This is a genomic window from Mesorhizobium sp. M7D.F.Ca.US.005.01.1.1 (assembly GCF_003952545.1).
Taxonomy (GTDB): Bacteria; Pseudomonadota; Alphaproteobacteria; order Rhizobiales; family Rhizobiaceae; genus Mesorhizobium; species Mesorhizobium loti.
Genome location: NZ_CP034453.1, coordinates 2,276,925 through 2,301,796, shown reverse-complemented (window position 1 = coordinate 2,301,796; position 24,872 = coordinate 2,276,925). Strand labels below are relative to the sequence as shown.

Sequence of the window (24,872 nt, the reverse complement as noted above, 5' to 3'; positions counted from 1 at the left end):
AGCCCGATCATGAACATCAGCCCATTGGCCGGAAAGCCGGCCCCGCCCGACATGCTGGTCAATGTCGCCAAGCTTGTCACGGCCTACTATAGCCAAGCGCCGGACCCTTCCAACCCGTTGCAGCGCGTGGCATTCGGAACGTCCGGGCATCGCGGGTCGGCATTCGAGAGAACGTTCAACGAAGCACATGTTCTGGCAATCAGCCAAGCCATTTGCCTGTACCGCGAGCGTCAGGGCATCGACGGCCCGATCTTCATCGGCATCGATACCCATGCGCTTTCGGAACCGGCGTTTGCGAGCGCACTGGAAGTGCTGGCCGCGGACGGAGCGGAGGTGATGATGGCCGCGGGTGGCGAGTATACGCCCACCCCGGCCGTCTCTCATGCGATCCTCGCCTACAATCATGGCCGAAAGACCGGGCTCGCCGATGGCATCGTCATCACGCCATCACACAATCCGCCCGGCGACGGCGGCTTCAAGTACAATCCGCCCAATGGCGGCCCGGCAGATATCGACGTCACCGACTGGATCGAAAACCAGGCAAATGAGTTGCTTGGCAACGGCCTGAAAGGCGTGCGGCGGATGCCGTTCGAGAAAGCCCTCCATGCGCCGACAAGCCATGAGTACGATTTCCTGAATGGTTACGTGAACGATCTGGGCAACGTGATCGATATGGACGCCATTCGCGAAGCGCATGTTCGCATGGGTGTCGACCCGCTCGGCGGCGCGGGAGTCCACTACTGGCCAGCCATTGCCGACCGCTACAAGCTCGATCTGACCATCGTCAATCGGCAGGTCGATCCCACCTTTCGTTTCATGACGGTCGACTGGGATGGCCAGATCCGCATGGACCCGTCTTCATCCTACGCCATGCAAAGTCTGATCAACATGAAGGACCAATTCGACATCGCTTTCGCATGCGACACCGATCACGACCGGCACGGCATCGTCACGCGCACCGGCGGGCTGCTGCCGCCCAATCACTATTTGTCGGTGGCGATTGACTATCTGTTCCAGCATCGCCCCGAATGGCGGGCGGACGCAGCCGTCGGAAAGACGGTTGTAAGCAGCCAGATGATCGATCGCGTCAGCGCCAGGCTCCGACGCAGGCTGTACGAAGTGCCGGTCGGTTTCAAATGGTTCGCCAAGGGGCTTCAGGACGGCTCGCTGGGTTTTTGCGGCGAGGAAAGCGCCGGAGCGACGTTCATGCGCCGAAACGGTGCCGTCTGGACGACCGACAAGGATGGCATCGTTCCAGCCTTGCTGTCGGCAGAGATCATGGCGAGCATGGGCAAGGACCCCGGCGAGGTTTATCGCGACCTGACGAACGATCTGGGCGAGCCGGTTGCCGACCGTATCCAGGCCATCGCGACCCCGGCACAAAAGGAAAAGCTGTCGAAGCTTTCACCGAAGCAGATCACGTCGAAGACCTTGGCCGGAGAACCGATCCGATCAGTGCTCAGCCGGGCACCGGGCAACAATGCCGAAATCGACGGCGTCAAGGTGGCCACGGAAAACGGCTGGTTTGCAGCGCGCCCCTCGGGCACCGAGGATATCTACAAGATCTACGGAGAGAGTTTTCGCGGACAAGACCATTTGCGCGAAATCCTGAGTGAGGCGCAGACGATCGTCGACCACGCGCTCGGGACACCCAAAGGAAACTGAACCGGCCGCACCGCTGGCGATGATCGATGCCTACTTCCCGAGGAAATGCTCCCCGGGATAAACGATCGTTCCATCCTCGCGAACGACAGCGCCGGGCGTCAGGCTGGCCTCCTCGACATGACCCGCCCCAAGGATGTGCATGACGCGTTCGCCTTCTCCGAGCAGGTAGTCGGCAATGATGCGGCGGTGGCAGCGCCACCAGACGGCTTCCGCGCACATGATTGCGCAGCGATGCTCACTGCCAAGCTCTCGCAGTTGCGCCAAACCTTTGGCGAACGGCTTCGTCAGCGCATAGTCGGCGTAGTTGCGAAAGCTATTTACGCGCCAATAGCTATTGGGGGAAGGCACCGGCCCACGCGCCTTGCCCCGCAAGCCGCCGAGCGCAGCGATATGCTCATAGCCGATCCGCCACGGCGCCAACGTTGTGGGAAGGCTGTCTTCGTTGAACTGCGGATTGGTGCGCGAGCGCGGCATCGACCTCACATCGACAACGAAATCGACACGAGCCCCCTGAAGCAGTTCGGCGAACTCGACGATCGTACGCGTGGAATGGCCTATGGTGAAGAAGCTGTTCGTTTCGATTCCAATCTGGCGGCGCACGGCGACCCTGGCCACCTCGGCGCGGATCGTAGCCTGTTTATCTTCCAGATCAAAAAAGCCGCCTGCATCGGGAAGCGATTCGCTGGAACCGAATTCGAGCGCAAAGGTTGAGTGGTGGATCATCGCCATTCGATTGCGCCATCCAGGTGCGGAATGGCGTCTTGGTTCCGCGAGAATCCCTGTCACCCTTGGTCGAGCCACATGGCGGATAGATTCGAAGTCGGCGATCACGTGAGCTGGAATTCGGAAGCCGGGGGCGTCAGCGGCACGATCGTTCGTGTGCACAAACACAATTTCGATGTCCATGGCTACACGCACCATGCAAGCGCTGAAGCGCCGCAATACGAGATAAAGAGCAGCAAGACTGAGCATATTGCCTTCCACAAGGGTTCGGCGCTCACCAGACTTCGCGACTGACTTTCGTCAGACGCGATTGATCAAAGAAAGCGGTTGCCCGATGCCCACCAACACGCAGCCTCGTTCGCCCGAGCCGCTCCGCGCCAAGCTCAGCGACGCCGACGATCGCATCCGTCTCAATCATTGGATGCCGCCGCAACAGGGGATTTTCCCACGCATCCGCATTGGGACTCGCTGGATCGATACGCTATGGGCGCTGCCGATCGGCGCCGCCGCGCTGCTCTGCATGATTGCCTTGGCACAAAGCTTGCGCGAGTTTCCGAGCGTGACCGCCTTCATCCAAAACCATCCGGGCATCGCGCAATCGGCGCCGGCGGTGGACTCCGGTTTCCCTTGGTGGCTGCAAGTCCAGCATTTTCTGAACATGTTCTTCATGCTGTTCATCATGCGGGCAGGCCTGCAGATCCTGGCTGATCATCCACGGCTCTATTGGGGCCGCGACTGCACGCCGGGGAACGATTGGTTTCGCTTCCAGGTACCCGTGCCGACGGGCCGTATCTGGACCGCCAAGGATGATTCCGTCACGCTGCCGACATGGCTCGGCATTCCCGGATTGCGCCATACGCTCGGCCTGTCGCGTTGGTGGCATTTCTCGGTCAACCTCTTGTGGCTGATCAACGGCATCGCCTTTTACGCCCTGCTGTTCTCCACCGACCAATGGCGCAGGTTGGTGCCGTTGACCTGGGAGGTATTTCCGGCCGCGCTGTCGACAGCGATCCAGTATGCCTCGCTGAACTTTCCCGTCGACGAGGGCTGGACCCGCTACAACGGCCTCCAGCAGCTCACCTACTTCATCACCGTCTTCGTCGCGGCGCCCATCTCGATTTTCACCGGGCTAATGCAAAGCCCGGCAATCTCCAATGCACTCAGGTGGTTCGGCAGGGTGTTCAATCGGCAGGCGATGCGCTCGGTTCACTTCATCTCGTTCGCCTGGTTCGTCGGCTTCATCCTGGCGCATGGCGCCATGGTGTTCGTCACCGGCATTCGGCAGAACACCAACCACATGTTCGCCGGCGTCGACAACGCGGGATGGACGGGCTTTCCCTTGTTTCTCCTCGCCATGGCCATCCTGGTTGTCGCGTGGCTTGTCGCCTCGCCCTTTACCATCCGGTACGCCCGTCTCGTGCAGCGCACGGGCGCAGTTCATGATCGGCTGGCTGATGGGGTTGGCCGAGAGATGGGATCCGCAATCACAACTTACAAAAAAGGACATCTCGCCCTACTTCTGGCCGAACGGTACGATGCCGGTTTCCAAGGAATTCGACGACCTCGTTGCCGAGAACTTCGCCAACTACCTGCTTCGTATTGGTGGCCTTGTCGAGGCGCCGCGCGACTTCTCATTGGCCGACCTAATGGCGATGGCGAAGCAAGAGCAGATCACGACGCATTTCTGCATCCAGGGTTGGTCCGGAGTCGCCGAATGGGGCGGCGTCCCCATGCGCGATATTCTCGATCTGGTGAAACCGACACCGGAGGCCCGCTACGCCGTGTTCTACTCGCTGGCCGATGGAGCCGATGGCGGCCGCTACTACGACGTCCACAAGATCGAAAACATGCATCATCACCTGACAATCCTCGCCTACGAGATGAACGGCGCGCCAGTCAGTACCCTGCATGGCGCACCTTTGCGGCTGCGGTGCGAAAACGAACTCGGTTTCAAGATGGTCAAATGGATCGCAGCGATCGAGTTCGTGCGCGATTTCGCCGACCTTGGTGCAGGCCAGGGCGGTTACAACGAGGACCATGAGTTCTATGGCTATCGCATGCCAATCTGACGTTCGCCCGCGCACGTCGGTGACCGAGCCGACGCGGACCGATGCCACATCGCTATCTCAAACTGAAGAATTTGCAGGCACCATCAACCGGGGATTGTGAACGGCGACAGGACATGGTCTGACTTTCGGCGCACTCTCAAGAGCCTGCGGTATTCTTTAAGCCGTTTCCCGATAGTTCCCCAGAGACATCTCGGTCGCATAGCTGCCAGCCCTCGGCGAGAGCTTGCAGGCAATGTCATGGCGCTGCAGGGTCTCAAGACGTACGAAATGGGTAGGTGTGGACGGAGGGCTGGAGCGTCACGCCAGCCGTGTCTGGATTGCCATGAAGCGAGGACCTAGGCACAAGCAATTCCAGCCAGGGTGGCGCCTACGATGCGCTTGTCGCTTCGTGGTGACTAATAACTCGGACAGTTAGGTCAGCTTCATTGGCATTAGCTTGCCGGCCCATCAGATGGGATGCAAATATGCGAGCAGTTGCCTGAATCTGGCGCGAACGAAATCCTGTTCAATGGTATCCGACATCCGCTCGGACCTTGCCGCGAAACACCCAATAGGACCAACCAGTGTACATAAAGATCACCGGCAGCAACACGAGCGTGCCGACAAGCAGGAAGGCTTGGGTGCTCTCGGAAGACGCTGATTCCCAAAGCGTGAAATGGTAGGGAACGATCATCGGAAAGAGGCTGATCGCGATCCCGATATAAGAAAGCACAAAAAGGCCGATGGCGCCGATGAAAGGCTTCATTTCGCTTGCGCTTCCCAGCGCCCGCCAGGTGAAGAAGGCGACAGCCGCTGTCGCCACAGGCACCGGCGCCAAGAGCAGAATGTTGGGCCATGCAAACCAGCGCGAGGCGATGGCCTCACTCATGAACGGGGTCCAGATGCTGACCACACCAATACCAATAAGGACGCCGGCAAGGCACACACGGCCGTGGCGACGCGCTGCGTCTTGTACCGCCCCCTCCGTCTTTAGGATTAGCCAGCCAGCGCCCAAAAGCCCATAGCCGAACAACAGGGCAAAGCCGGTCAAAAGCGAGAACGGCGTCAGAAAATCGAAGGACCCGCCGGAGAACTGCCTGCCAGTGACCTCGAAACCCTGGATGAAGGCGCCGAGCACGACCCCTTGAGCAAAGGTGGCGACGGCGGAGCCATAGCAGAAACCATGGTCCCAGAAGGTCTTGTGCTCGACGTCGCGGAAGCGGAACTCGAACGCCACGCCGCGGAACACCAGCGCCAGCAGCATGACGAGGATCGGAAAATACACCGCGGGAATGATGATGGCGAAGGCAAGCGGAAACGCCGCAAGAAGTCCCAGGCCGCCCAGCACCAGCCAGGTCTCGTTGCCGTCCCAGATCGGCGCGATCGAGTTCATGATCGTGTTGCGGGACGCCGTGTCGGGCGCGAAGCCGTAAAGCATGCCGACGCCAAGGTCGAAGCCGTCCAGAAGCACGTAGAAGAATACCGCCATACCGAGGATCAGCGTCCATATCGGCACGAAATCGAGGACCTGACTCATCGCACTTCCCCCTCTCGAAGTTCGACCGCTCCGGCCCGAACCGGCGCCTCGGGCCTTCCCCCTTCGATCTCAGCGCCCTCGTCGGCGACGATGGACGGGCCTTTGCGCACGATGCGCAGCATCAGGAAGAGGCCCGCGGGATAGATGATGAGATAGACGGCGATGTAGCCAAGCAGCGAGATCACAACATCGGACCTCGTCAGCGACGGTGTCACCGATTCCGCCGTACGTAGAAGGCCGTAGACCGTCCAGGGCTGACGTCCAACCTCGGTGGTGATCCATCCGGCGATAACCGCCACGAAGCCGATGGGCGCCGCGATCTGAGTGATCGTGAGAAAAGCCCGCGAAGTGTCCAGCCGGCCGCGCCAGCGAAGCCATCCGCCAAAAAAGACGATACCCAGCATCAGGAGGCCGCAGCCGACCATGATGCGGAAGGCGAAGAAGGGGATCGCGACGGGCGGACGCTGGTCGGCCGGAAAGTCCTTGAGGCCCTTGACCTCGCCGTCGAGCTCGTGGGTGAGGATGAGGCTGCCGAGCCATGGAAGGTCGATGGCAAAGAGGTTGCGCTCGCCCTTGTCGTCCGGAATGGCGAAAAGCGTCAGCGGCACCTGGCGCGCGGTTTCCCAGCGCGCTTCGATCGCAGCGAGCTTGGCCGGCTGGTGGTCGAGCGTGTTCAGACCGTGCTGGTCGCCGATGAATATCTGTAGCGGGACCAGCACCGTAAGCAGCCACAGCGTCATCGACAGCATCGTTCGCCCTTCCTCGGCCGACCGCCCGCGACGCATCAGATAGGCGCCGACGCCCATGACGACGAAGCCGGTCGTGACGAAGAAGGCGACGACGGTGTGCGCCAACCGGTAGGGAAAGGAAGGATTGAAGACCACCTTGAACCAATCCGTCGGGAAGAAACGACCGTCGATGATCTCGTAGCCGGCCGGCGTCTGCATCCAGCTATTGGCCGACAGGATCCAGAAGGAAGAAAGCAAAGTTCCGAGTGCCACCATCAGTGCGGCGACGAAATGCGCCCAGCGCGGCACTAGTTGCCGTCCGAACAGAAGGACGCCAAGGAAGGCCGCCTCAAGGAAAAACGCCGTCAGGCCTTCATAGGCAAAAAGCGGGGAGAGCACGTTGGCGGTGGCGTCGGAAAAGCGGCTCCAGTTCGTACCGAACTGGAAAGGCATGACAACACCGGTGACAACGCCCATCCCGAACGCAATCGAGAATATCTTGATCCAGAACGTCGAGATGCGGAGATAGATGTCCCTTCCGGTGAAAAAATTGAGGCCTTCCAGCATCGCGATAAAGGCGGCCAATCCAACAGTAATGGCCGGCAGCAAGATGTGCCAGCCGATGACCCAGCCGAATTGCAGTCGCGACAGGAATACAGGATCGAAGTCCATAACTTGTCTCCCCCAGGCGCAAACGAGCAAGATGCAGGCTCTATCCGACTGTTGGCAAGGCCACGGCAGTGGTCAGGGTTCGTTTTCCAACGCCGTGATCAATCCGGTAAAGCTATAGTAATTGACCACAGTGTCGATAGTGCGGATTTTGAAACCATGCCTTGTGGAAATTCTGTGTGAACGACCGAACGAAACCCGGCAAAACGCTTGGCTCTGAACGTCGAAAAATGCGCTTGGCAGATTCCAGTTTGTTGCTGTGTGGAGATAACGCACGCCAACTTGCGTGCTTGTGCTGCCTAGCTGCGCAACGACACCCGGGCGATCGGAACCGCCTGCGGCGATCCATGCTGTGGTGCTGCTTGCAGCCCGCTCAATCAAATCGCTTCTTTGGGAGTAGGCACAGGGCGATCCGACCAACGGACAACCGACGGCAGGACGAGAAGTCGATGCTGCCGTCCAGTCCCTCCACAATTGCCGCACGTCAACGCGTGCAAGGCGTTGAAACGTCACAATTCGGCTAAATGAGAATGAACGCCCCGATAAGAAGCGCGCCAAGCCCGATCGCGACTACAAGCCGTGTGGTGAGATCCATCGGGTCAATTTCCTTATCGCCATGTCTGGCGTTTCGAGTTGGATGAGACCGTCGCACGCAATCGTCGGTCGACACCAATTGCTTCCGCGCTGCCAGAGAACCACGTCGTCGGCTTTGCTGGGGCAGAAGCCGTGCGCCGCTGCCCTGTCCGGCGCCTGTCAGGAGACCAGCACATTCCGGAACTGCCAGGGATCGGATGTGTCGATCTCCTCCGGGAAGAGCCCAGGCCGGCCATCCAGAGGCGTCCAGTCCGTATAGACAGCCACGAGAGAGCCAAGATAGGGCTTCTGGATCTCCAGGCAGCGCCGGAAGTCCAGATCTTCAACTTCCACGATGCCAGCCTCGGGGTTTTCAAGCGCCCAGACCATGCCTGCGAGCACAGCCGACGTGACCTGAAGCCCAGTAGCATTGTGATGGGGCACAAGCTGGCGTGTCTCTTCAATCGAGAGCTGCGAACCGTACCAAAACGCGTTTCTTGAATGCCCGTAAAGAAGCACGCCAAGTTCATCTATCCCGTCGACGATCTCGTTCTCGCCGAGGATATGGAACTTATCCTGAGCCTTGCCGGCCTTGCCGAACATTTCGTGCAACGACAGCACCGCATCGTCGCAAGGATGATAGGCGTAGTGGCAGGTCGGCCGATAGGCGACCTTTCCGTCATGATCGTGAACGGTAAAGTAGTCAGCAATCGTGATGGACTCGTTGTGGGTCACAAGGAAGGCATGCTGCGCCTGTGCTGTAGGCGTCCACGAGCGGACGCGCGTGTTGGCGCCAGGCTGAAGCAAATAGATCGCGGCCTGAGAGCCTTTGTCATGGGTGCGGCCGTTGGCTGGCATCCATCTTTCATGGGTACCCCACCCAAGTTCGGCGGGTTGCAGTCCCTCGGACACGAAGCCTTCGACGGACCAGGTGTTGACGAACACACCGACAGGCTTCGGCGATAGGGCGCGCTGCGTGTCCCGCTCGGCAATATGCATGCCCTTCACCCCGACGCGATGCATCAAGACCGCCCATTGCTGTCGCGATTTCGGCTCTTCGAATTCCATTCCGATGTCGCTTGCGAGGGTAAGCAGTGCTTGCTTCACAAGCCACGAGACCATTCCGGGATTGGCCCCGCAGCACGACACGGCAGTCGTGCCACCCGGGTTCCGGCGTTGTGCTTCGAGGATGACTTCGCGCAGCGCGTAGTTGGTGCGAGCCTCAGGCCCGACGCTGCTGTCGAAGTAGAAGCCCGCCCAAGGTTCCGCGACGGTATCGATATAGAGCGCACCGATCTTCCTGCAGAGCTCCATGATGTCGCGCGATGATATGTCGACCGAAACGTTGACGCAGAACCTTTGGCCACCACCGGCTGTCAGTAGAGGCGTCAGAAGCTCGCGGTAGCCATCTGGTGTGACCGCTGCATGGACAAACCTGATCCCCCGCTCATCGAGGAGGCGGCGGTCGGTGTCGTCGGGATCGATCACCACAAGGCGTGCGCGGTCAAACTCAAGATGGCGCTCGATCAACGGCAGCATTCCTTTGCCGATGGAGCCGAAGCCAATCACTACGATGGGGCCGGAAATTCGTGCGTGCACTGGCCAGATCTCGGTTTTCATATGTTTGTCCATGAGGGTTGGCGTCACGTAAGAGACGTGACTGGAAAGGGTTCAAGGTTTTGATTTACGGAGACCGTTTTCTTTTTCGCGGATCGCGTCGGCCAAGGGAGACGTCCGCATTTGCAATCGCCGACGCAAACAGTGCAGCTCGCCTCCAACGACTTTAGAACCTGCGCGAGCTGGTAGTCCGAAACGGTCCGTCCCGCCTCGGAAACCGTGAACCAACTCCGCTTGCGTTGAGACTGCTCGGGCCAGTTGGCGAGGGTGCCGCGGACTTCGATGCCGAACAGAACAACACGGCATAAGGCTGTCGAGCCGTCGCGAAGGATTTTCAGGTAGTCGTAGGCCCCGATCGGTTCCGAACGAACATCTCCGAATACTCCTCCTTCTTCGAATGCCTCCAGTGCGGCGACCTTTGCCGGGGTCTCGCCGTTGATGGGCCAGCCTTTGGGTACGATCCACCGCCCCCTCTCTCGCGAGGTGATCAGGAGAATCTTGAGCTCACGACTCCTGGACCGGCGCCATGCGATGGCACCGTATTGACGGCGAATGCCTGACCCCTGGAACGACTCTAGCTTTCCATGGATGGCAGCTTTTTCAATCGCTGACACGGTCTACAACCCTGTCTTTTCGAGAGCGACGCATCGACGCCGTCGAAAACCCTTCTGAGAACGCCCATGGCCGCCATGTTGACGGATGCCCTGTCCGGTGCACCACGGACAGCGGGGTGCGGTCCTGGGCAGGGTGCGGTGACAGGTCTGGCACGTGGCGGCCAGGAACAGGGTGAGCATGATGGACTCCGAGCGCCCGCTGCAAAGCAACGCGCAATTAAAGCTGCGCCGCAATAATTTTGGTGGGTGTTCCCGGGGCGGAGTACTGTGCGGCTGTCAGTTCATCATCAAGCCACCCCGGGGAAAAGCATATGCTTCCCCGGAAAGCCTCGAAATCAAGATGAATGTTTTCATGCACATGCCTTCCAATCTAGACATTGTGCCGATCAAAACAAGGGTGGAAACTGCCCTGCGACAAAAGTGTTCTTTGCAAACGGCATTCCCGCATTTGACTTCGACGGCGTTATCGCCAAGGATAACGACATGCAAAGTTCGCTCCCCTATTTGCCGACTTTTCGGTTGGGCCTTCTCGAAGGCCATTAGCCCTGACCCACTTGTCGCCGAAGCGACAAGTGGGTCAGGGAGCTCTTCACTTTGATATCAACAACTCAACTGGTTTCGCTGACCGCAACACGTTCAGGCGGAATCTCATTGCTAATGTCACACGGCTTGTTCCCGGGCGGGACGAGGTTGATGTGACGTTGGCTTTAAGGCAGGAATCCGAATCCAATGTCGAAGAAAAATGGTAATCGAGAAGTACGCAAACCAAAGCAGGTTAAAGAAAAACCAGCGGAAATATCTGCTATATCCCAGCAATCTCTCAAAGACTTGCGGCGTACTGGCAAGAAATAGTCACGCTTAGATCATCCATATGAGGCGCTCTTCGAGAATCGCCTCATATGGGCACTCTTCTGTCGAACCTATCGAACAGAATGACGCCGTTCCCTGCTCTTCAGGTTCGACATGAGGCAGCCTGCTTCCAGACGGACGTAGGCAAAACTTTAGCGAGCTTGAAATGGCCGAAAAAATTGAATCCTGGAGCGAGCCAAGGCTCGTTGCTAGCGCTATCTCCCATTTCAGGTTTCCTGGCTTGGTGGCTCGAGTCGCAGGTCGTGGGACGCTACCTTCGGCTGGAGATTATGTTGGCGTTGCAGAACAGCCCCGGCGGACCCAGCGGCCAACGCAAAACGGCAGACGAAGTTCAGTCTGCAAAGTGGACATAACCCTTCCGAATCTCTTCAATCGGCTGAACCAGGCGGGCAGTCCCATCGCGGGAGAGTGGCCCCTTCCGTAACCGTTCGTGGTTCACGGATCAGGGGCGGTTCGTAAACAAATCACAGAACGGAGAACGCTTTTCGTCGGTCTCAGCGGCCGACCTGGAGATATGCCATGTCCAACGATCAGATATTTCGCCTCACGACCAAAGACTACACCGTCCTCGAAGTCATGCTCGACCGCAACCTTGGGCGTGACGATCCTATGGTCCCGATCCTTCAGCACAAGCTGTCGGCCGCCCTCGTGACGTTCCGAGAAGATATCCCGGCAAACGTCGTGACACTTGGCAGCCGGGTCACTTACAGGGTGAACGACGCCTCGGCTGAAACGCGCATCGTTGCCCATGACGAGATGCGCGGCCTAGTCGGGTCGGTTCTGTCGATCACCAATCCGCGGGGGCTCGCTCTACTGGGCTTGGCCGAAGGAGCGCGGATGACGTTCGTGAGGGCGGACGGAAGTGAAGAGATGGTATCGGTAGAAAATGTGGTTTATCAACCCGAGGCCTCGCTACGAGAAAAGGCCAAGCTTGGTCGAGCGGCGTCAAGCGGGCAAGCCCCGCTCCGGCCTGCTCTTGGAGCCGTGCGTGGTTCAGCAAATATTCTCCTACGAGCGGCCAAGACGATGTTCATGACGGATTCAAGCGGATTCGACGACCCCGGACCGTCGTCTGCTTAGCAGGCTAACGACGTATTGCTATGGGCGCTGGCGTGATCGGTGTCACGTCCGCCTGGCACATCGAGAACGAAGACTGTCGCAGTATCCGTATCTCACGGCTAATGCGCTCCAATGCGTCTGCATTCTCCTTTGCTTCGGCAGATACCTCGACGAACGCCGTCGAACGCAATCCCGTGTCATCGACCGAGCAGACCCTGCTTCTAGCGGAATCCGGGTCATGTGCAGGCTCGGCTCAAGCTTTTGCCGACGGCACACGTCGCGAATGTCGCGGCCCGTCATGAGGCAATGCGCGGCCGTCCTGTGGCCGTCGCGACAACGATGGCTTCGACAAAACTGCGCTCGCCCTCGATTGTAGCAACCCTTATGTCGCGTGAGATTTCGATCCGCGCCTGGTCGGTCCCGGCGCGCTCTGCAAGACCTGCCGCCAAGGCGCGAATATGGGCTTCGGCGGCAGCCATTGCTTCGTCCTCGGTATCATAGTCGTCCCGCCATTCGCCTGAATTCAGACGGAAAAGCCCGATCTCGGGTTGGCTGACGCGCGCTTCTGCCGACATCCGCACCTGCCCGACGACGGCACCCAACGCATTTGCGACATCGGCGTGTTCGGCGATGCTGCAGTCATTGCCGATCAAAAACGGTAGAGCGGCATAATGGAGCGCTGCCGAGGCCCCTAGGCCGATTACCGGCCGGTCGAGAGCGATCGACAGCTGCGCCATGCCGCCTCGTCGGCCAACCGCCCGCTGAACCAGCGGATTGGCAACAGAGGCGGCGCCATCCAGCCCGTCCTCGGCAAAGACTGTTTCAAGAATGGCTTCGGCAGAACGCCGGGTGACGGCGGTGAGGACCATCTCGGAAAAAGTTTCTGCGCATTTGGCGACATGATGCCCCTGGCCATCGCGCTTGCGTGAGAACAATTCGGCGCCCAGTCGAGCCGCGAGAGGATCCCAATTCCCTTGCCGGTTAAGCACGTGGGCCGCGTCAGATGGCGTGAATCCCGCGATATGCACCAGACCACGCGCAACCAGGCGATTGAGCGTTGCGACCTGTGACGTCGATACGAGCAGCCGATCGAGCGGGGCGGGAATTGCCGAAATGTCAGCATACAACCGCGCCTCGGTAACTGTCAGGCCCGCAGCCAGACGCTCGGGCACTCCTGTGCGCAATGCGAAGCGCCCGTCGAGCCGGCTGGTGTTAGGGCTGAGCAATTGCCGCTTGAGGCCTTTGTATATGGCATCGCCGTGCTTCACTGCGGCCAGTGCTAGCGGCACGAGCCGACGGGGGCCGAGGATGATCGTCGAAGTCAGCGACCGCTCATGGAGCGAGACTTCCGAATCTCCGCCGAGGCCAAAGGTGCGCATGGCGACGGCTTCCACCATGGTTCGCATTCCGCCGACGGTGGCGCCTTCCGGATCGAGCCGCAGGCGGCCGCCGTCGAGAACGGCGATGTCGGTTGTGGTGCCGCCGATGTCGGACACCACGGCGTCATCGATGCCGGTCATGTACCGCGCTCCCACCAGGCTTGCCGCTGGTCCTGATAGGATAGTCTCGATCGGCCGGGCGCGAGCGAATTCCGCGGTGATAAGCGCGCCGTCGCCGCGCACGACCATGAGCGGAGCGGCAATCCCACGTTCCGCCAGAAAGCCCTCGGTGGCGCCGACAAGGCGATCTATCATCGAGATCAGCCGCGCATTGAGAAGCGTCGTCAGCGCCCGACGCGGGCCACCGAGTTTCGACGACAGTTCGTGCGAACAGGTCACGGGAAGTCCGGTACGTTCGCGGATGACGTCACGTACCGCGATCTCATGTTCAGGATTGCGAACCGCAAAATAGGAGGCCACGGCGACGCCTGAAACCGTGCCGGCGAGAGACGGCAGCGCGGCCATGAGAGCGTCCAGCACCAATTGGCACGGATCGCCGTGGACGTCGTGCCCGCCCGGACAGAAGATCACGGAATCCGAGCCGAGGGCTTTTGACAACCCGTTCCGGGCAAGGTCGGCTTCAGCGAAGCCGATCATCACCAGTGCGACCCGTCCGCCCTGCCCTTCGACGAGGGCGTTGGTTGCGAGCGTGGTCGACATCGAAACGAGCTTGATCGCGCTGGGTTCGATGGCAGCCCCGGACAAAACAGCGTCAACGGCTCCGGCGATGCCCTCGGCAAGATCGTGGCGCGTGGTCAGCGATTTGGCCTTGGCCACAATGCCTGTGGACTCCGACCACAGCACGGCATCGGTATACGTGCCGCCGGTGTCGATGCCCAGATACAGAGGCGACGGCTGGTGCGCACATGCGTTCATGTTGATCAGTCGCCCAGCCCAGGTTCCGCCGAGAAATATTTCGCGAGCTTGTTTGCTTCGCCGTCGAACGCCTTGGCGTCGGCGGGTGGATCACGCTTGATCGCAATATTAGGCCACACAGACGCGTACTCAGCATTCAGCGCGAGCCAATCGTCGAGACCAGGCGCGGTATCGGGAAAAATTGCGTTCGCCGGGCATTCGGGCTCGCAGACGCCGCAGTCGATGCATTCATCGGGATGGATGACGAGCATGTTCTCGCCTTCATAGAAACAGTCCACGGGACAGACTTCCACGCAGTCCATGTATTTGCATCTGATGCAATTGTCGGTGACCACGAACGTCATGCGGCGTTGCTCAGCCATGGCCGTTCGGGGCAATAGAACAAGAACAGCTTCAGACTTTCAGCTATGTGGGCGGCCTTCAGCCAACAGAGTCCCGCAGTCTCGCTGTCCAGCAATTCGTCGCAACTGTCGCCAAACAAGGCGAGGCACCGGTCGAGCAGACCGATCTCCAACCCGCCCATGCGCTTGCGGACCGCGACGAGACTTCCCTTGTAGTACCCGGTGGTCACCATGACCGAGGACCAGAAATCGTAGATCTTCGCCAGATGCGTTTCCCAATCGCCGGCAACGAGGCGCTCGAAAATCGGCTCGAGATCCGCGTCGGCGCGGATCTTGTTGTAGAAGGAGTCGACGAGTTGTCGAATCTGCTCGTCGGAAATCGAGGCTGTCTGTGTCAAGGGCATGCTCTGGTCCAGCGCTTATCCGGCCCTTCAGACCACACCGTAGGTCATATCGAGGGGAATGCGGTGATCATCGATAGCCCGCACGCCAGCGGTGTTTTCAGCCAGGATGAGCGAGGCTTTGCGCTCCTGCTCCGAAAGGTAAGCTCCCCAGAAGGTGACCACGCCGTTGCTCACGGTCACGTCCGAACTTCCGGTCGAGGGCCATGATTCGGATCGCAAGGCGTCAATAATCTCCAGCCTGATACTGCTGTCGTCATGCGAGGCCGGCGCGCGCCAACCTTTCCTAGCAACGACCAAAGCCCGCACCAGATTGGCGCGACTGACGATCCCCACCACCTGTCCGTCGCGCAGCACGGGGACACGCTTGATCCGGTTGTGTTCAAGCAGGGTTGCGATCTCGGCGACTGGCGTACTCTCGACCACCGTCGCGACCTGCTGTGTCATGACGTCGATCACATGCTCGGAATGAGACTTGACATAGCCTTCTGCCTGAACCGCGTTGTTGGAAAAAAAATGTCCCCACCAGGAACGACCCTGCGGCGCCGTACCGATCTCTGCCCGGCGGATCAGGTCTCCTTCACTGACGATGCCCAGCAGCGCACCTCGATCAATCACCGGCACGGCGCTGATCCCGTGCGACAGGAGAATATCGGCGACCTCATCCACCGTACTGTCAGGCCCTACCGCGATGACCGGCGATGTCATGACGTCCTTGGCGATCAGCATTTCGTTCTCCTTCACCTGTCTGCAGGCGGCAGAACCGGCGGCAAGGTCGTTCCGGAGCCTTGGCCGTGACCAGCATGGAGGTGGATCGCGCGATAAAACTCCCTCGCATGGAAAGCATAGGCTTCCAGATCGGTCGGATCGCCAGCGAACAGCCCCATATCCTCGGCTTTCCGGAAGAACCAGGGAGCGGGCAAACCGGGCTCGAGCGCCCTCACGACGACAGCCGCAAGCAATGGCAGGCCTTCGTCCGCATCGTCGTCCATCAGTTGCTCGAGTGCATCCCGGATCACGCCTGTTCCCTCTGAACCAACCATGCTCTTGGCTAGTCTTGCATAGGTGATCGGCAGCCGGGTCCGTGCTTGCAGGAGCAGTTCCTCGCGCAGCCGTCTTTTGAGAGCATTGTCATCCGCGGGAGCGATTGGGATGCGGCCATCTACGTCGAGGCGGCTGGCAGATACCATTCGCCCGACCACATGACGCTGAATGTCCCTGCCGGAAAGTATTCTGCCGAAATCGTGTTCAAGCCTGTCCATTATGATCATCGCCGACCCCAAGGTGCCCTTCGCGCGATAACGCCAAGAGCTCCCCTGACGTTGAGACCTGCTGGCTGGCACCCAATGTGTCAATTTCGCTACGCACGAGCTTCACTCATCCTTATCTGCAAGACAAACGAAATTTATTGCCGCTTTAGCACAATTATTTTGCATCAGAATTTCGATTGCAGCGCGTGGCGCAGCCCTTCCCTTTTCGAATTCGATATGCACTTTTGATTGGATTAAGCCATCGCACCCCGGAGTGCGGCTTTCAGCAAGCGGTGATTTCGGCCCGAAAACGGTAGCAGGAGATTTTATGATGATCACTGGTGCTCAATGCCGTGCCGCTCGCGCGCTGGTCGAATGGACCCGTGACAAGCTCTCCAGCAGTTCAGGCGTGGATGCGTTGGTCATCGAGGAATTCGAGCGCCGGATCAACCTTCCCGACCAGGATATCTGCGACACGCTGCAAACCGCGCTTGAAAGCGCCGGCGCCGTTTTCATCGCGGAGAACGGCGGCGGTGTCGGCGTTCGCCTGAAACTCAACCGCTCGGAAGTCAGACGGATTGGCGTCCTGGAAAATGAAGGCGGCATCGTCGGAACGGACGCCGTTCCATAGGTCTTCGGAGCCCGATGGATCGACGCTCACAGTCCGCTGCTAGGCAGTTCAGATCCCGCTTGGCTGCGCAGGCGCAAGCAAGGAAGTCCTTCATGACGGTTATCTGGGACGATCTCACCGAGGACGAGCAAACGGCACTCAAACGAATGAACCGCGGACCCTACCCATCTCTATCGAAAGCCTTGGCCGAACGCCTTGTCTTTCTCGGACTGGCGGAAGAAAGACCGGGCGGGACCGGGATAAACAGGGTGGGACGAGAACTGGTGATAGCCACCTTGCTTGGCGCCCGCCGCGGCTAGGCCCGCGTCAAACGGACCGGATAGCATCTGGCGACAGGTGCCGCTGACGGCATGCCGGAAGCAGCCGAACGCCACCTTTCTTGAGAGTCCGCAGCGAGGGCTCCCCTGCACGGTAGGGTGCGTGGCGATGGCACTCGAATCCTTGATCGTTGTAAGCGAACTCGCCAAGCTGCTCCTGCTTCCAACTGAGTGGTCATCGCGCGGCGCGGTGGGTGTTCTGGGAAACCCACCAATCAATGCCTTGCCCAATGTCATCGGAGAACCATAATGGGCGGAGCCAGGCAATGGTTGTCTCCGATGACTTTGGGCAGCAATAGATGACAGACGACACATCGCTGATTCTGATGATCGTCCTGCCTTTCGCAGGCAGCCTTGCCGCCATCATACTCCCGACAAACGCCCGCAACGCCGCAGCGATTCTCGCCGGCGCAGTGGCGTTTATCTGTCTGGGTCTGGCGGTCATGTTTTATCCCTCCGTACTCGATCGAGGTGTGGTGCGTAGCGATATCGAATGGCTTCCGACGCTCGGGCTTGATTTCACTTTGCGAATGGACGGATTTGCCTGGCTGTTCGCCATGCTCATAAGCGGCATCGGCTTCCTCGTCGTCATTTATGCGCGCTACTACATGTCGCCGGAAGATCCGGTTCCCAGGTTCTTTTCGTTCTTTCTTGCGTTCATGGGATCAATGCTCGGGGTCGTCATTTCCGGAAACTTGATCCTGCTGGTCGTATTCTGGGAACTGACCAGCATCTTTTCCTTCCTGCTGATTGGCTATTGGCACCACAACGCCAGTGCCCGCGACGGGGCCCGCATGGCGCTGACGATTACCGGCATCGGCGGCATCGGTCTGTTGGCTGGCTTCCTGCTGATCGGCCATATCGTTGGAAGCTACGACCTCGATCGTGTTTTGGCGTCGGGCGACCTTATCCGCTCCCACGATCTCTATGTGCCCATCCTGGTTCTTGTGCTCCTCGGGGCGTTCACGAAGAGCGCGCAGTTTCCGTTCCACTTCTGGCTGCCCAACGCCATGGCCGCACCGACCCCGGTCTCGGCCTACCTGCACTCAGCAACCATGGTGAAGGCCGGCGTGTTCCTGTTGGCGCGCCTGTGGCCGGTGCTTGCGGGGACATACGAATGGTTCTGGATCGTCGGCTTCTCCGGCATGATGTCTTTCGTTCTGGGAGCCTATTTTGCGATCTTCCAGCGGGACATAAAGGGTTTGCTCGCCTACTCGACCATCAGCCATCTCGGTTTGATTACACTTCTGCTCAGCCTCGGCAGCCCCCTGGGGGCCGTCGCCGCCATCTTCCACATGACGAACCATGCCACGTTCAAAGCCTCGTTGTTCATGGCCGCCGGCATCATCGACCATGAGACCGGAACGCGCGACATGCAGCGGCTGGGCGGCCTTTTCCGCTTTATGCCCTACACCGCGACGCTCGCCATGGTGGCAAGCGCGGCCATGGCTGGCGTCCCCCTCCTCAACGGATTTCTCTCCAAGGAAATGTTCTTCGCCGAGGCGATCGAAACGCACGCCGATTCCATTCTCGATACCGCCGCGCCCTATGCAGCCGTCCTGGGCAGCGCTTTCGCAGTTGCCTACTCGGCACGGTTCATCCACAGCGTGTTTTTCGGATTGCTGCCGGCCGATCTGCCTCGCGAACCTCACGAACCGCCGTTTTTCATGCGGTTTCCGATCCAACTTCTTGTCCTCGCCTGCCTCCTGGTTGGGACCGTACCCAGCCTGACCGTCGGCCCGTTCCTCCACACCGCCGTCAACTCCGTCCTGGGACCCGCGACGCCACAGTACAGTCTGGCCGTCTGGCATGGGTTCACAATTCCGCTGTTCATGAGCGTGTTGGCACTCGCCGGTGGCGCAATCCTTTATCTGCTGCTGAAGGATTATCTGGCGCACTGCCAGGACGGGCCACCCTACTTTCGCCGTCTCAGGGGCCAGCGCGTCTTCGAGCGCGTGTTGGTGGCGGTCTCGTGGAGAGGTGCCCGCTTCCTGGAAAGCCGTCTTGGAACGCGTCGGCTACAGCCGCAACTTCGCTTGCTGGTCGTTGTGGCCTTCATCGCCGCCGCATGGCCACTTTACAGGCTAGGTTTCGAGTCCGGTCGGCTGACAGTCCAAGGCGTCGACGTCACCTTCGCCGGCATCTGGGCGGTTGGCGTCGTGTGCGCCCTCGGCGCCGCGTGGCAAGCCAAGTTCCACCGGCTGTTCGCCCTTATCCTGCTCGGCGGAGCCGGACTTGTCACCTGCATCACCTTCGTCTGGTTTGCGGCGCCAGACCTCGCGCTCACTCAACTGCTCGTGGAGGTGGTAACCACGGTTCTCATCCTTCTGGGACTGCGCTGGTTGCCCAAGCGATCCGCAGACGTCACCCCCGGCCTGGCCACAACGGCGGCAAAACTACGTCGCTACCGTGATCTGGCCATGGCGGTGGCGTGCGGAACCGGCATGACGATTGTCGCCTATGCGGTCATGACACGGACCCCGCCCGTCACTATCGCCGACTTCTTCCTGGAAAAGGCCTATTCGGAGGGAGGCGGCAAGAACGTCGTCAACGTCATCCTGGTGGACTTCCGAGGTTTCGACACGTTCGGCGAGATCACGGTTCTCGGCATCGTCGCCTTGACGGTGTTCGCCCTGCTTCGCCGGTTTCGGCCGGCGCCCGACAATGTGGAATCCCCTGAACAGCAACGCGTCCAGAGGGCATTTGACGAAGCCCGACCCGACCGCGAGGCGGGCGATACGGTGAGCGACTATTTGCTGATCCCTGCGGTGATCATGCAATGGCTGTTCCCGGTGATCATCGTGTTCGCCGCCTATCTGTTCATGCGCGGCCACGACCTCCCCGGCGGCGGCTTTGTCGCCGGCATCGCATTGGCCGCCGCCTTCATTTTGCAGTATCTGGCGGCGGGCACACGCTGGGTTGAAGACAGGCTGCGGGTCCTGCCGGTGAACTGGATCGGCTTCGGCCTTCTCCTGGCGGCCCTCGTCGGCGCCGGCTCCTGGGTGTTCGGATACCCTTTCTTGACCTCGTATTCCCGCTATGTCGAACTGCCACTGATCGGTTCCGTGCCGGCGGCTACCGCGACCCTTTTCGATCTCGGCGTCTTCTCGCTCGTTCTCGGCGCGACAGTGCTGATGCTGGTCGCTCTAGCCCACCAGTCCATCCGCCGACTGCGCGCATCCCGGATCGCCGCGCAAAGCAACGAGGAAATCGCATAGTGGAACTTATCCTCGCCATCGGGATCGGCGTGCTGACGGGGTCCGGCGTTTGGCTGTTGCTGCGGCCGCGGACCTTTCAGGTCATCATCGGCCTGTCGCTCATCGGCTATGGCGTCAACCTGTTCATCTTCTCAATGGGCAGACTTAGGGTGAATACGCCGCCCGTTCTCCAATCCGGCGCAGCGATCAACCCTGCGGACTACGCCGACCCCATCCCGCAGGCGCTTGTCTTGACCGCGATCGTCATCGGCTTCGCGACAACTGCCCTGTTCCTCGTGGTGCTGCTGGTATCGCGAGGCCTGACGGGCAGCGACCATGTCGACGGCAGGGAGCCCAACTGATGGAAACGGCAGGTCATCTCATGATCATGCCGATCGTCCTGCCGCTCGCGGCAGGGGCCTTTCTGCTGCTGCTGGACGAGCGTCGCCATGTCACCAAGGCAGTGATCAGCCTCGTCTCGGCGCTTGCGTTGATGGTCATCGCCATCGCTCTGCTTCGCTCCGCCGACAATGCCGCTGCCTCGGCCAGCGCAGCAACCACCGGCGTTTACCTGCTCGGCAATTGGCCGGCGCCGTTCGGCATCGTGCTCGTGCTCGACAGGCTGTCTGCCCTGATGCTGGTTCTGACCAGCGTACTGGCGCTCGCTTCCCTGGCCTTCTCGCTGGCGCGCTGGCACAAGGCAGGTCCGCATTTCCATACGCTCTTCCAGCTTCTGCTGATGGGGCTGAACGGGGCGTTCCTCACTGGCGACCTGTTCAACCTGTTCGTCTTCTTCGAGGTGCTTCTGGCTGCGTCCTATGGTCTCGTTCTGCATGGCTCGGGACCGCTCCGAGTCAAGGCGGGCCTGCACTACATTGCAGTCAATCTCGCGGCTTCGTCGCTGTTTCTGATCGGGGTCAGCCTGATCTACGGCGTGACCGGAACGCTGAACATGGCAGATCTTGCGCAGCGAATCCCGGCGGTGCCGGCGCAGGATCGAATGCTGCTCGAAGCCGGCGCCGCTGTCCTCGGCATCGCCTTCCTGGTCAAGGCCGGCATGTGGCCGCTGAGTTTCTGGCTGCCGGGCGCTTATTCAGCAGCAGCGGCTCCGGTCGCCGCGATCTTCGTGATCATGACCAAGGTCGGCATCTATATCCTGCTGAGGCTTTCCCTGTTGCTGTTTGGCGTGGACGCCGGCGCCACAGCGGGCTTTGGCGACTCGTGGCTGCTGTTCGGCGGCATGGCCACCATCGCCTTCGGCTCTATCGGCGTGCTGGCGTCGCAGGCGGTGGGCCGGCTTGCCGGCTTCAGCATCCTCGTCTCATCCGGCACATTGCTGGCCGCGATCGGCATGGCCGATGCAAGGGTCACTGCCGGAGCCCTCTTCTACATGGTCAGCTCGACCCTGACGATCGGCGCGTTCTTTCTCCTGATCGAGCTTGTCGAGCGGGTGCAGGACCCAGCCGCAAATGTTCTATCGGTGACCATGGAAGCCTATGGCGACGACATGGAGGAGGAAGTGGCAGAGCAGGAGGAAATCGGCGTTGCCATTCCCGGCACGCTGGCCGTTCTTGGCATCTGTTTCGCGGCATGCGGCCTGTTGCTCGCGGGCTTGCCACCGCTTTCGGGATTTATCGGAAAGTTCGCGCTGCTGACCGCGATGGTACGGCCCGATCCGGTGGCGGACGGCGGTGTAATCGCGGGCTCGACATGGGTCCTGATCGCGTTGCTGATCCTGTCCGGCCTCTGCGCCCTGATCGCCACGATGCGCGCCGGCATCCAGATTTTTTGGGCGCCGATCGAAGGCACCGTACCCCGCGTGCTGCTCCTGGAGATCGCGCCAATAGCCTTCCTGCTGACGCTCTGCCTGCTGATGACGGTCCAGGGTGGACAAATGATGCGCTACATGGAGGCGACCGCCCAGTCCCTGCATTTGCCAGCGGACTATTTGCGAGATGTTCTGTCCACCCAGCCGATACCAGGCCCCAACGCGCCGAGGGACAAATGAGCGCCCTTCTGCCTTATCCGCTGCTGACAGCTTCGCTCCTCGTCATGTGGATGCTGCTCAATGGGCTGTCCGTCGGCCAGGTGATTCTCGGCGGCGTAATCGCTCTTGCAGCGTCCTTGGCGATGGCAGCGCTTCAACCCGCCAAACCAAAAATACGACGCTGGGACATGATCCCGCAACTGGTTCTGATCGTCCTGGCGGACATTCTTCGCTCCAACGTCGCCGTGGCGGGCATCATCCTGCAAGGCGGGCGGCATACGCGGACGTCCGGCTTCGTGATGATCCCTCTCGAACTGCGCGACCGGACTGGGTTGGCCGTACTCGCCTGCATCATCACCAGCACGCCCGGCACCGCCTGGGTCGAATATCATGCCGGCAGCGGCAGGCTTCGCATCCATGTTCTCGACCTGATTGACCAGCAGGCGTGGATCGACCTGATCAAGCAGCGTTATGAACGGCGGTTGATGGAGATTTTCGAATGAGCGGCGTCATAATCGTATGGTCCGTCACCATAGCTCAATTGCTTCTGGTCGCCGCCATGGCATGCGCTCTGCTGCGCCTCGTTCGGGGGCCGCGCGCGCAGGACCGGATCCTGAGCTTCGATGCGCTCTATGTCGGCGCCATGCTTCTGCTGCTGACCTTCGGCATCCGTGCCAGCAGCACGGTCTATTTCGAGGCTGCCCTGGTGATCGCGCTCCTCGGCTTTGTCTCGACCGTGGCGCTGGCGAAATTCCTTATGCGCGGCGAGGTAATAGAATGACCCCTTTCGCCGACCTGCCGGTCTGGGCGGCTCTGCTCACGGGGTTCTTCCTGATCCTGGGATCGGCGCTGACCCTGCTCGGGTCGGTTGGGCTCCTGCGGTTCAGAAGCTTTTACGAACGAATCCATGCGCCGACGCTAGGGACCACCTGGGGCACGGGCGGTGTTCTGATCGCCTCGATCATCTTTCATTCAGTGCTTCAGTCGAAACCTGTCCTGCACGAGATACTGATCGCATTGTTCGTGACTGTCACCACACCAGTCTCGCTTATGCTCCTGGCGCGCGCGGCGCTTTACCGGGACCGCAGCGAGGGCAACGATGACGTCCCGCCATTCGAGATGGCCGCGGAATCCCAAGACGAACAACCACTATCATCTGGCGCGTAGGCCTCGATCAACTTCGGATCGGCGGCACCGCGAAAACATCCACGTCGACCGATCGCAGAATGCTTTCTGTCACGCTTCCCAGAAGTACCTTGATGAGACCCGAACGGCCATGCGTTCCGATCACCAGAAGATCGGGCGCCACCTCCTTGATCGCCTCCATGATCGCTTCGACGGGACCTGCTTCCTTGATACGCAGCGACCAGTTGTCGACGCCAAAGTCGTTCGCCTCCAGAAACGCGACCAGTTCCCTACCCGCCTGCAAACGCTCTGTCGCGACGTAATGCGCTATTTCGTCCTTGCCTATTCCAGCATTTGACATTTTTCCCTTGGCGAACGCATCGAAACCATGGACCAGCGAAAGAGTGGCGTCGCCTATCAACCCCGTTTCCCTCGCTGTCCTGATTGCGCGCGCGGACGGCTCGGACATATCCACGGCGGCCATCACCTTGTTGTATGAATGTTCTACCTCTGCATTCACCATGAGCACCGGGCATGGTCCGGTTCGGATCACGCGCTCGACTGTCGTTCCGACAAAAATATCGCGGAGCAACTGCTTGCGGTGTGCGCCCATGACAATGAGATCCGCCGAGCTCGCTGCGGCCGCCTTCAGAATGCCGTCGAACGGGTCGCCGGCGACAACCGTGGACTTACAGGGGAGCCCCTGCAGTTCGGGGATCGAGGCCATTTGTTCTTCAAGATATCTCTGTGCCTCGCGTCTTTCGAGCTCGAGTATATCTGCGGGCTGGTCGTCGTCGACGACATGGACGAGCGTGAGTTCGGCGCTGACGTCCCGAGCCACAAGACCAGCCCGCCGAAGTGCACGTTGTGAACGGGTGGAAAAATCTGTCGCCGCAAGGATTTTCATGGCAGCTCCTTGTTCCTCGTCCCTGAGATCATAACCGCCTATCGTTCAGCGGACTTTGGCTAGTGATCTAGTTGACGATGCTATCGCTTACTCCAAGTGGCATCCTAGGCGGCGGCTCCACTGTGCTGCAAGGGCCGCCGGAAATGCTTGATCGGCTTCTCTTGCCGCTGGGCCTGACGCCGAGCGCCTTGACTTCGCAAATTGCTTCCCCAACTATAGATGTATGAGCACCGTCGCCAAAATCCGTCGCGATTTTCTTTTCCGGGTTTGCCCCATAGCGGGATCGTAACCCCCGGCT

Annotated in this window: 23 protein-coding genes and 1 pseudogene; 13 read left to right on the top strand and 11 right to left on the bottom strand. The window is 60.1% G+C overall.

The window, feature by feature from the left end; all coding sequences use genetic code 11:
* The first annotated feature begins 9 nt into the window (after window positions 1–9).
* On the top strand, window positions 10–1,665 hold the full coding sequence (gene pgm / locus EJ076_RS11140; protein WP_126067838.1) for a phosphoglucomutase (alpha-D-glucose-1,6-bisphosphate-dependent): 1,656 nt from the start codon (window positions 10–12) through the stop codon (window positions 1,663–1,665).
* 30 nt (window positions 1,666–1,695) lie between these two features.
* Here the strand turns inward: pgm and EJ076_RS11135 are convergent, their stop codons facing one another.
* On the bottom strand, window positions 1,696–2,265 hold the full coding sequence (locus tag EJ076_RS11135; RefSeq protein ID WP_245463082.1) for a DUF488 domain-containing protein: 570 nt from the start codon (window positions 2,263–2,265) through the stop codon (window positions 1,696–1,698).
* Between the two features lie 201 nt (window positions 2,266–2,466).
* Between EJ076_RS11135 and EJ076_RS11130 the strand changes: the two genes are divergently transcribed.
* The 3 genes and pseudogenes from EJ076_RS11130 (at window position 2,467) to EJ076_RS36140 (ending at window position 4,457) form a co-directional block, all read left to right on the top strand.
* Window positions 2,467–2,682 carry a DUF2945 domain-containing protein gene (locus EJ076_RS11130; RefSeq protein ID WP_126067837.1) on the top strand — a complete coding sequence of 72 codons (216 nt, stop codon included), beginning with the start codon at window positions 2,467–2,469 and terminating at the stop codon, window positions 2,680–2,682.
* Window positions 2,683–2,722: 40 nt separating this feature from the next.
* A pseudogene (locus EJ076_RS36145) lies at window positions 2,723–3,631 on the top strand (oxidoreductase); the annotation flags it as partial.
* On the top strand, window positions 3,543–4,457 hold the full coding sequence (locus tag EJ076_RS36140; protein ID WP_348639827.1) for a molybdopterin-dependent oxidoreductase: 915 nt from the start codon (window positions 3,543–3,545) through the stop codon (window positions 4,455–4,457). The pseudogene EJ076_RS36145 and the gene EJ076_RS36140, both read left to right, overlap by 89 nt.
* 505 nt (window positions 4,458–4,962) lie before the next feature.
* Here the strand turns inward: EJ076_RS36140 and cydB are convergent.
* The 4 genes from cydB to EJ076_RS11105 form a co-directional block, all read right to left on the bottom strand.
* Window positions 4,963–5,973, bottom strand: a complete 1,011-nt coding sequence (gene cydB, locus EJ076_RS11120) for a cytochrome d ubiquinol oxidase subunit II (RefSeq protein WP_126067836.1) — start codon at window positions 5,971–5,973, stop codon at window positions 4,963–4,965.
* Complete coding sequence (locus EJ076_RS11115; protein WP_126067835.1) at window positions 5,970–7,373, bottom strand: cytochrome ubiquinol oxidase subunit I; 1,404 nt, start codon at window positions 7,371–7,373, stop codon at window positions 5,970–5,972. Before EJ076_RS11115 ends, cydB begins: the two co-directional genes overlap by 4 nt.
* A gap of 750 nt (window positions 7,374–8,123) precedes the next feature.
* Window positions 8,124–9,563, bottom strand: a complete 1,440-nt coding sequence (locus EJ076_RS11110) for a homospermidine synthase (protein WP_164548608.1) — start codon at window positions 9,561–9,563, stop codon at window positions 8,124–8,126.
* Window positions 9,564–9,586: 23 nt separating this feature from the next.
* Window positions 9,587–10,174, bottom strand: a complete 588-nt coding sequence (locus EJ076_RS11105; RefSeq protein ID WP_126067833.1) for an NUDIX hydrolase — start codon at window positions 10,172–10,174, stop codon at window positions 9,587–9,589.
* A 1,389-nt stretch (window positions 10,175–11,563) separates the two neighbouring features.
* On the opposite strand from EJ076_RS11105, the gene EJ076_RS11100 reads away from it, so the two are divergent.
* Window positions 11,564–12,124 (top strand): GreA/GreB family elongation factor, encoded by a 561-nt coding sequence (locus EJ076_RS11100; protein WP_126067832.1) that lies wholly within the window; start codon window positions 11,564–11,566, stop codon window positions 12,122–12,124.
* Window positions 12,125–12,399: 275 nt separating this feature from the next.
* Here EJ076_RS11100 and EJ076_RS11095 read toward each other — a convergent pair whose 3' ends face one another.
* Genes EJ076_RS11095 through EJ076_RS11075 form a run of 5 tightly spaced genes read right to left on the bottom strand, consistent with a single transcriptional unit; the run spans window position 12,400 to window position 16,431 of the window.
* Window positions 12,400–14,418 carry a hydantoinase/oxoprolinase family protein gene (locus EJ076_RS11095; protein WP_126067831.1) on the bottom strand — a complete coding sequence of 673 codons (2,019 nt, stop codon included), beginning with the start codon at window positions 14,416–14,418 and terminating at the stop codon, window positions 12,400–12,402.
* 5 nt (window positions 14,419–14,423) lie between these two features.
* Entirely contained in the window at window positions 14,424–14,762 is a 339-nt protein-coding gene (fdxA, locus tag EJ076_RS11090; protein ID WP_126071021.1) for a ferredoxin FdxA, read from the bottom strand.
* On the bottom strand, window positions 14,759–15,163 hold the full coding sequence (locus tag EJ076_RS11085) for a group III truncated hemoglobin (protein ID WP_164548607.1): 405 nt from the start codon (window positions 15,161–15,163) through the stop codon (window positions 14,759–14,761). Before EJ076_RS11085 ends, fdxA begins: the two co-directional genes overlap by 4 nt.
* Window positions 15,164–15,190: 27 nt before the next feature.
* Window positions 15,191–15,889, bottom strand: a complete 699-nt coding sequence (locus EJ076_RS11080) for a CBS domain-containing protein (protein WP_126067829.1) — start codon at window positions 15,887–15,889, stop codon at window positions 15,191–15,193.
* An 11-nt stretch (window positions 15,890–15,900) separates the two neighbouring features.
* Window positions 15,901–16,431, bottom strand: a complete 531-nt coding sequence (locus tag EJ076_RS11075) for a hypothetical protein (RefSeq protein WP_126067828.1) — start codon at window positions 16,429–16,431, stop codon at window positions 15,901–15,903.
* A gap of 310 nt (window positions 16,432–16,741) precedes the next feature.
* Between EJ076_RS11075 and EJ076_RS11070 the strand changes: the two genes are divergently transcribed.
* From EJ076_RS11070 to mnhG, 8 genes are all read left to right on the top strand, one after another.
* On the top strand, window positions 16,742–17,041 hold the full coding sequence (locus EJ076_RS11070) for an XRE family transcriptional regulator (protein ID WP_206438788.1): 300 nt from the start codon (window positions 16,742–16,744) through the stop codon (window positions 17,039–17,041).
* Window positions 17,042–17,133: 92 nt separating this feature from the next.
* The gene (locus EJ076_RS11065; RefSeq protein ID WP_126067826.1) at window positions 17,134–17,340 is read left to right on the top strand and encodes a hypothetical protein; all 207 of its coding nucleotides are present in this window, start codon (window positions 17,134–17,136) and stop codon (window positions 17,338–17,340) included.
* A 317-nt stretch (window positions 17,341–17,657) separates the two neighbouring features.
* Entirely contained in the window at window positions 17,658–20,576 is a 2,919-nt protein-coding gene (locus EJ076_RS11060) for a monovalent cation/H+ antiporter subunit A (RefSeq protein WP_126067825.1), read from the top strand.
* Complete coding sequence (locus EJ076_RS11055; RefSeq protein ID WP_126067824.1) at window positions 20,576–20,917, top strand: Na+/H+ antiporter subunit C; 342 nt, start codon at window positions 20,576–20,578, stop codon at window positions 20,915–20,917. Before EJ076_RS11060 ends, EJ076_RS11055 begins: the two co-directional genes overlap by 1 nt.
* Entirely contained in the window at window positions 20,917–22,563 is a 1,647-nt protein-coding gene (locus tag EJ076_RS11050) for a monovalent cation/H+ antiporter subunit D (RefSeq protein ID WP_126067823.1), read from the top strand. Before EJ076_RS11055 ends, EJ076_RS11050 begins: the two co-directional genes overlap by 1 nt.
* Entirely contained in the window at window positions 22,560–23,045 is a 486-nt protein-coding gene (locus tag EJ076_RS11045) for a Na+/H+ antiporter subunit E (protein WP_126067822.1), read from the top strand. The genes EJ076_RS11050 and EJ076_RS11045 overlap by 4 nt, the downstream gene beginning before the upstream one ends.
* Window positions 23,042–23,323 carry a K+/H+ antiporter subunit F gene (locus EJ076_RS11040; RefSeq protein WP_126067821.1) on the top strand — a complete coding sequence of 94 codons (282 nt, stop codon included), beginning with the start codon at window positions 23,042–23,044 and terminating at the stop codon, window positions 23,321–23,323. The genes EJ076_RS11045 and EJ076_RS11040 overlap by 4 nt, the downstream gene beginning before the upstream one ends.
* Window positions 23,320–23,709: a monovalent cation/H(+) antiporter subunit G gene (gene mnhG, locus EJ076_RS11035; RefSeq protein WP_126067820.1), complete on the top strand. Its 390-nt coding sequence runs from the start codon at window positions 23,320–23,322 to the stop codon at window positions 23,707–23,709. Before EJ076_RS11040 ends, mnhG begins: the two co-directional genes overlap by 4 nt.
* A gap of 7 nt (window positions 23,710–23,716) precedes the next feature.
* Here the strand turns inward: mnhG and EJ076_RS11030 are convergent, their stop codons facing one another.
* Window positions 23,717–24,574: a universal stress protein gene (locus EJ076_RS11030; RefSeq protein ID WP_126067819.1), complete on the bottom strand. Its 858-nt coding sequence runs from the start codon at window positions 24,572–24,574 to the stop codon at window positions 23,717–23,719.
* Window positions 24,575–24,872: the final 298 nt, after the last annotated feature.

What these genes read in the sequence shown, in the direction of transcription:
- pgm (WP_126067838.1), top strand. Translation starts at nt 10, where the DNA reads ATGAACATCAGCCCATTGGCCGGAAAGCCGGCCCCGCCCGACATGCTG.
- EJ076_RS11130 (WP_126067837.1), top strand. Translation starts at nt 2,467, where the DNA reads ATGGCGGATAGATTCGAAGTCGGCGATCACGTGAGCTGGAATTCGGAA.
- EJ076_RS36140 (WP_348639827.1), top strand. Translation starts at nt 3,543, where the DNA reads ATGCACTCAGGTGGTTCGGCAGGGTGTTCAATCGGCAGGCGATGCGCT.
- cydB (WP_126067836.1), bottom strand. Translation starts at nt 5,973, where the DNA reads ATGAGTCAGGTCCTCGATTTCGTGCCGATATGGACGCTGATCCTCGGT.
- EJ076_RS11115 (WP_126067835.1), bottom strand. Translation starts at nt 7,373, where the DNA reads ATGGACTTCGATCCTGTATTCCTGTCGCGACTGCAATTCGGCTGGGTC.
- EJ076_RS11110 (WP_164548608.1), bottom strand. Translation starts at nt 9,563, where the DNA reads ATGAAAACCGAGATCTGGCCAGTGCACGCACGAATTTCCGGCCCCATC.
- EJ076_RS11100 (WP_126067832.1), top strand. Translation starts at nt 11,564, where the DNA reads ATGTCCAACGATCAGATATTTCGCCTCACGACCAAAGACTACACCGTC.
- EJ076_RS11095 (WP_126067831.1), bottom strand. Translation starts at nt 14,418, where the DNA reads ATGAACGCATGTGCGCACCAGCCGTCGCCTCTGTATCTGGGCATCGAC.
- fdxA (WP_126071021.1), bottom strand. Translation starts at nt 14,762, where the DNA reads ATGACGTTCGTGGTCACCGACAATTGCATCAGATGCAAATACATGGAC.
- EJ076_RS11085 (WP_164548607.1), bottom strand. Translation starts at nt 15,163, where the DNA reads ATGCCCTTGACACAGACAGCCTCGATTTCCGACGAGCAGATTCGACAA.
- EJ076_RS11080 (WP_126067829.1), bottom strand. Translation starts at nt 15,889, where the DNA reads ATGCTGATCGCCAAGGACGTCATGACATCGCCGGTCATCGCGGTAGGG.
- EJ076_RS11075 (WP_126067828.1), bottom strand. Translation starts at nt 16,431, where the DNA reads ATGATCATAATGGACAGGCTTGAACACGATTTCGGCAGAATACTTTCC.
- EJ076_RS11070 (WP_206438788.1), top strand. Translation starts at nt 16,742, where the DNA reads ATGATCACTGGTGCTCAATGCCGTGCCGCTCGCGCGCTGGTCGAATGG.
- EJ076_RS11065 (WP_126067826.1), top strand. Translation starts at nt 17,134, where the DNA reads ATGACGGTTATCTGGGACGATCTCACCGAGGACGAGCAAACGGCACTC.
- EJ076_RS11060 (WP_126067825.1), top strand. Translation starts at nt 17,658, where the DNA reads ATGACAGACGACACATCGCTGATTCTGATGATCGTCCTGCCTTTCGCA.
- EJ076_RS11050 (WP_126067823.1), top strand. Translation starts at nt 20,917, where the DNA reads ATGGAAACGGCAGGTCATCTCATGATCATGCCGATCGTCCTGCCGCTC.
- EJ076_RS11045 (WP_126067822.1), top strand. Translation starts at nt 22,560, where the DNA reads ATGAGCGCCCTTCTGCCTTATCCGCTGCTGACAGCTTCGCTCCTCGTC.
- EJ076_RS11040 (WP_126067821.1), top strand. Translation starts at nt 23,042, where the DNA reads ATGAGCGGCGTCATAATCGTATGGTCCGTCACCATAGCTCAATTGCTT.
- mnhG (WP_126067820.1), top strand. Translation starts at nt 23,320, where the DNA reads ATGACCCCTTTCGCCGACCTGCCGGTCTGGGCGGCTCTGCTCACGGGG.
- EJ076_RS11030 (WP_126067819.1), bottom strand. Translation starts at nt 24,574, where the DNA reads ATGAAAATCCTTGCGGCGACAGATTTTTCCACCCGTTCACAACGTGCA.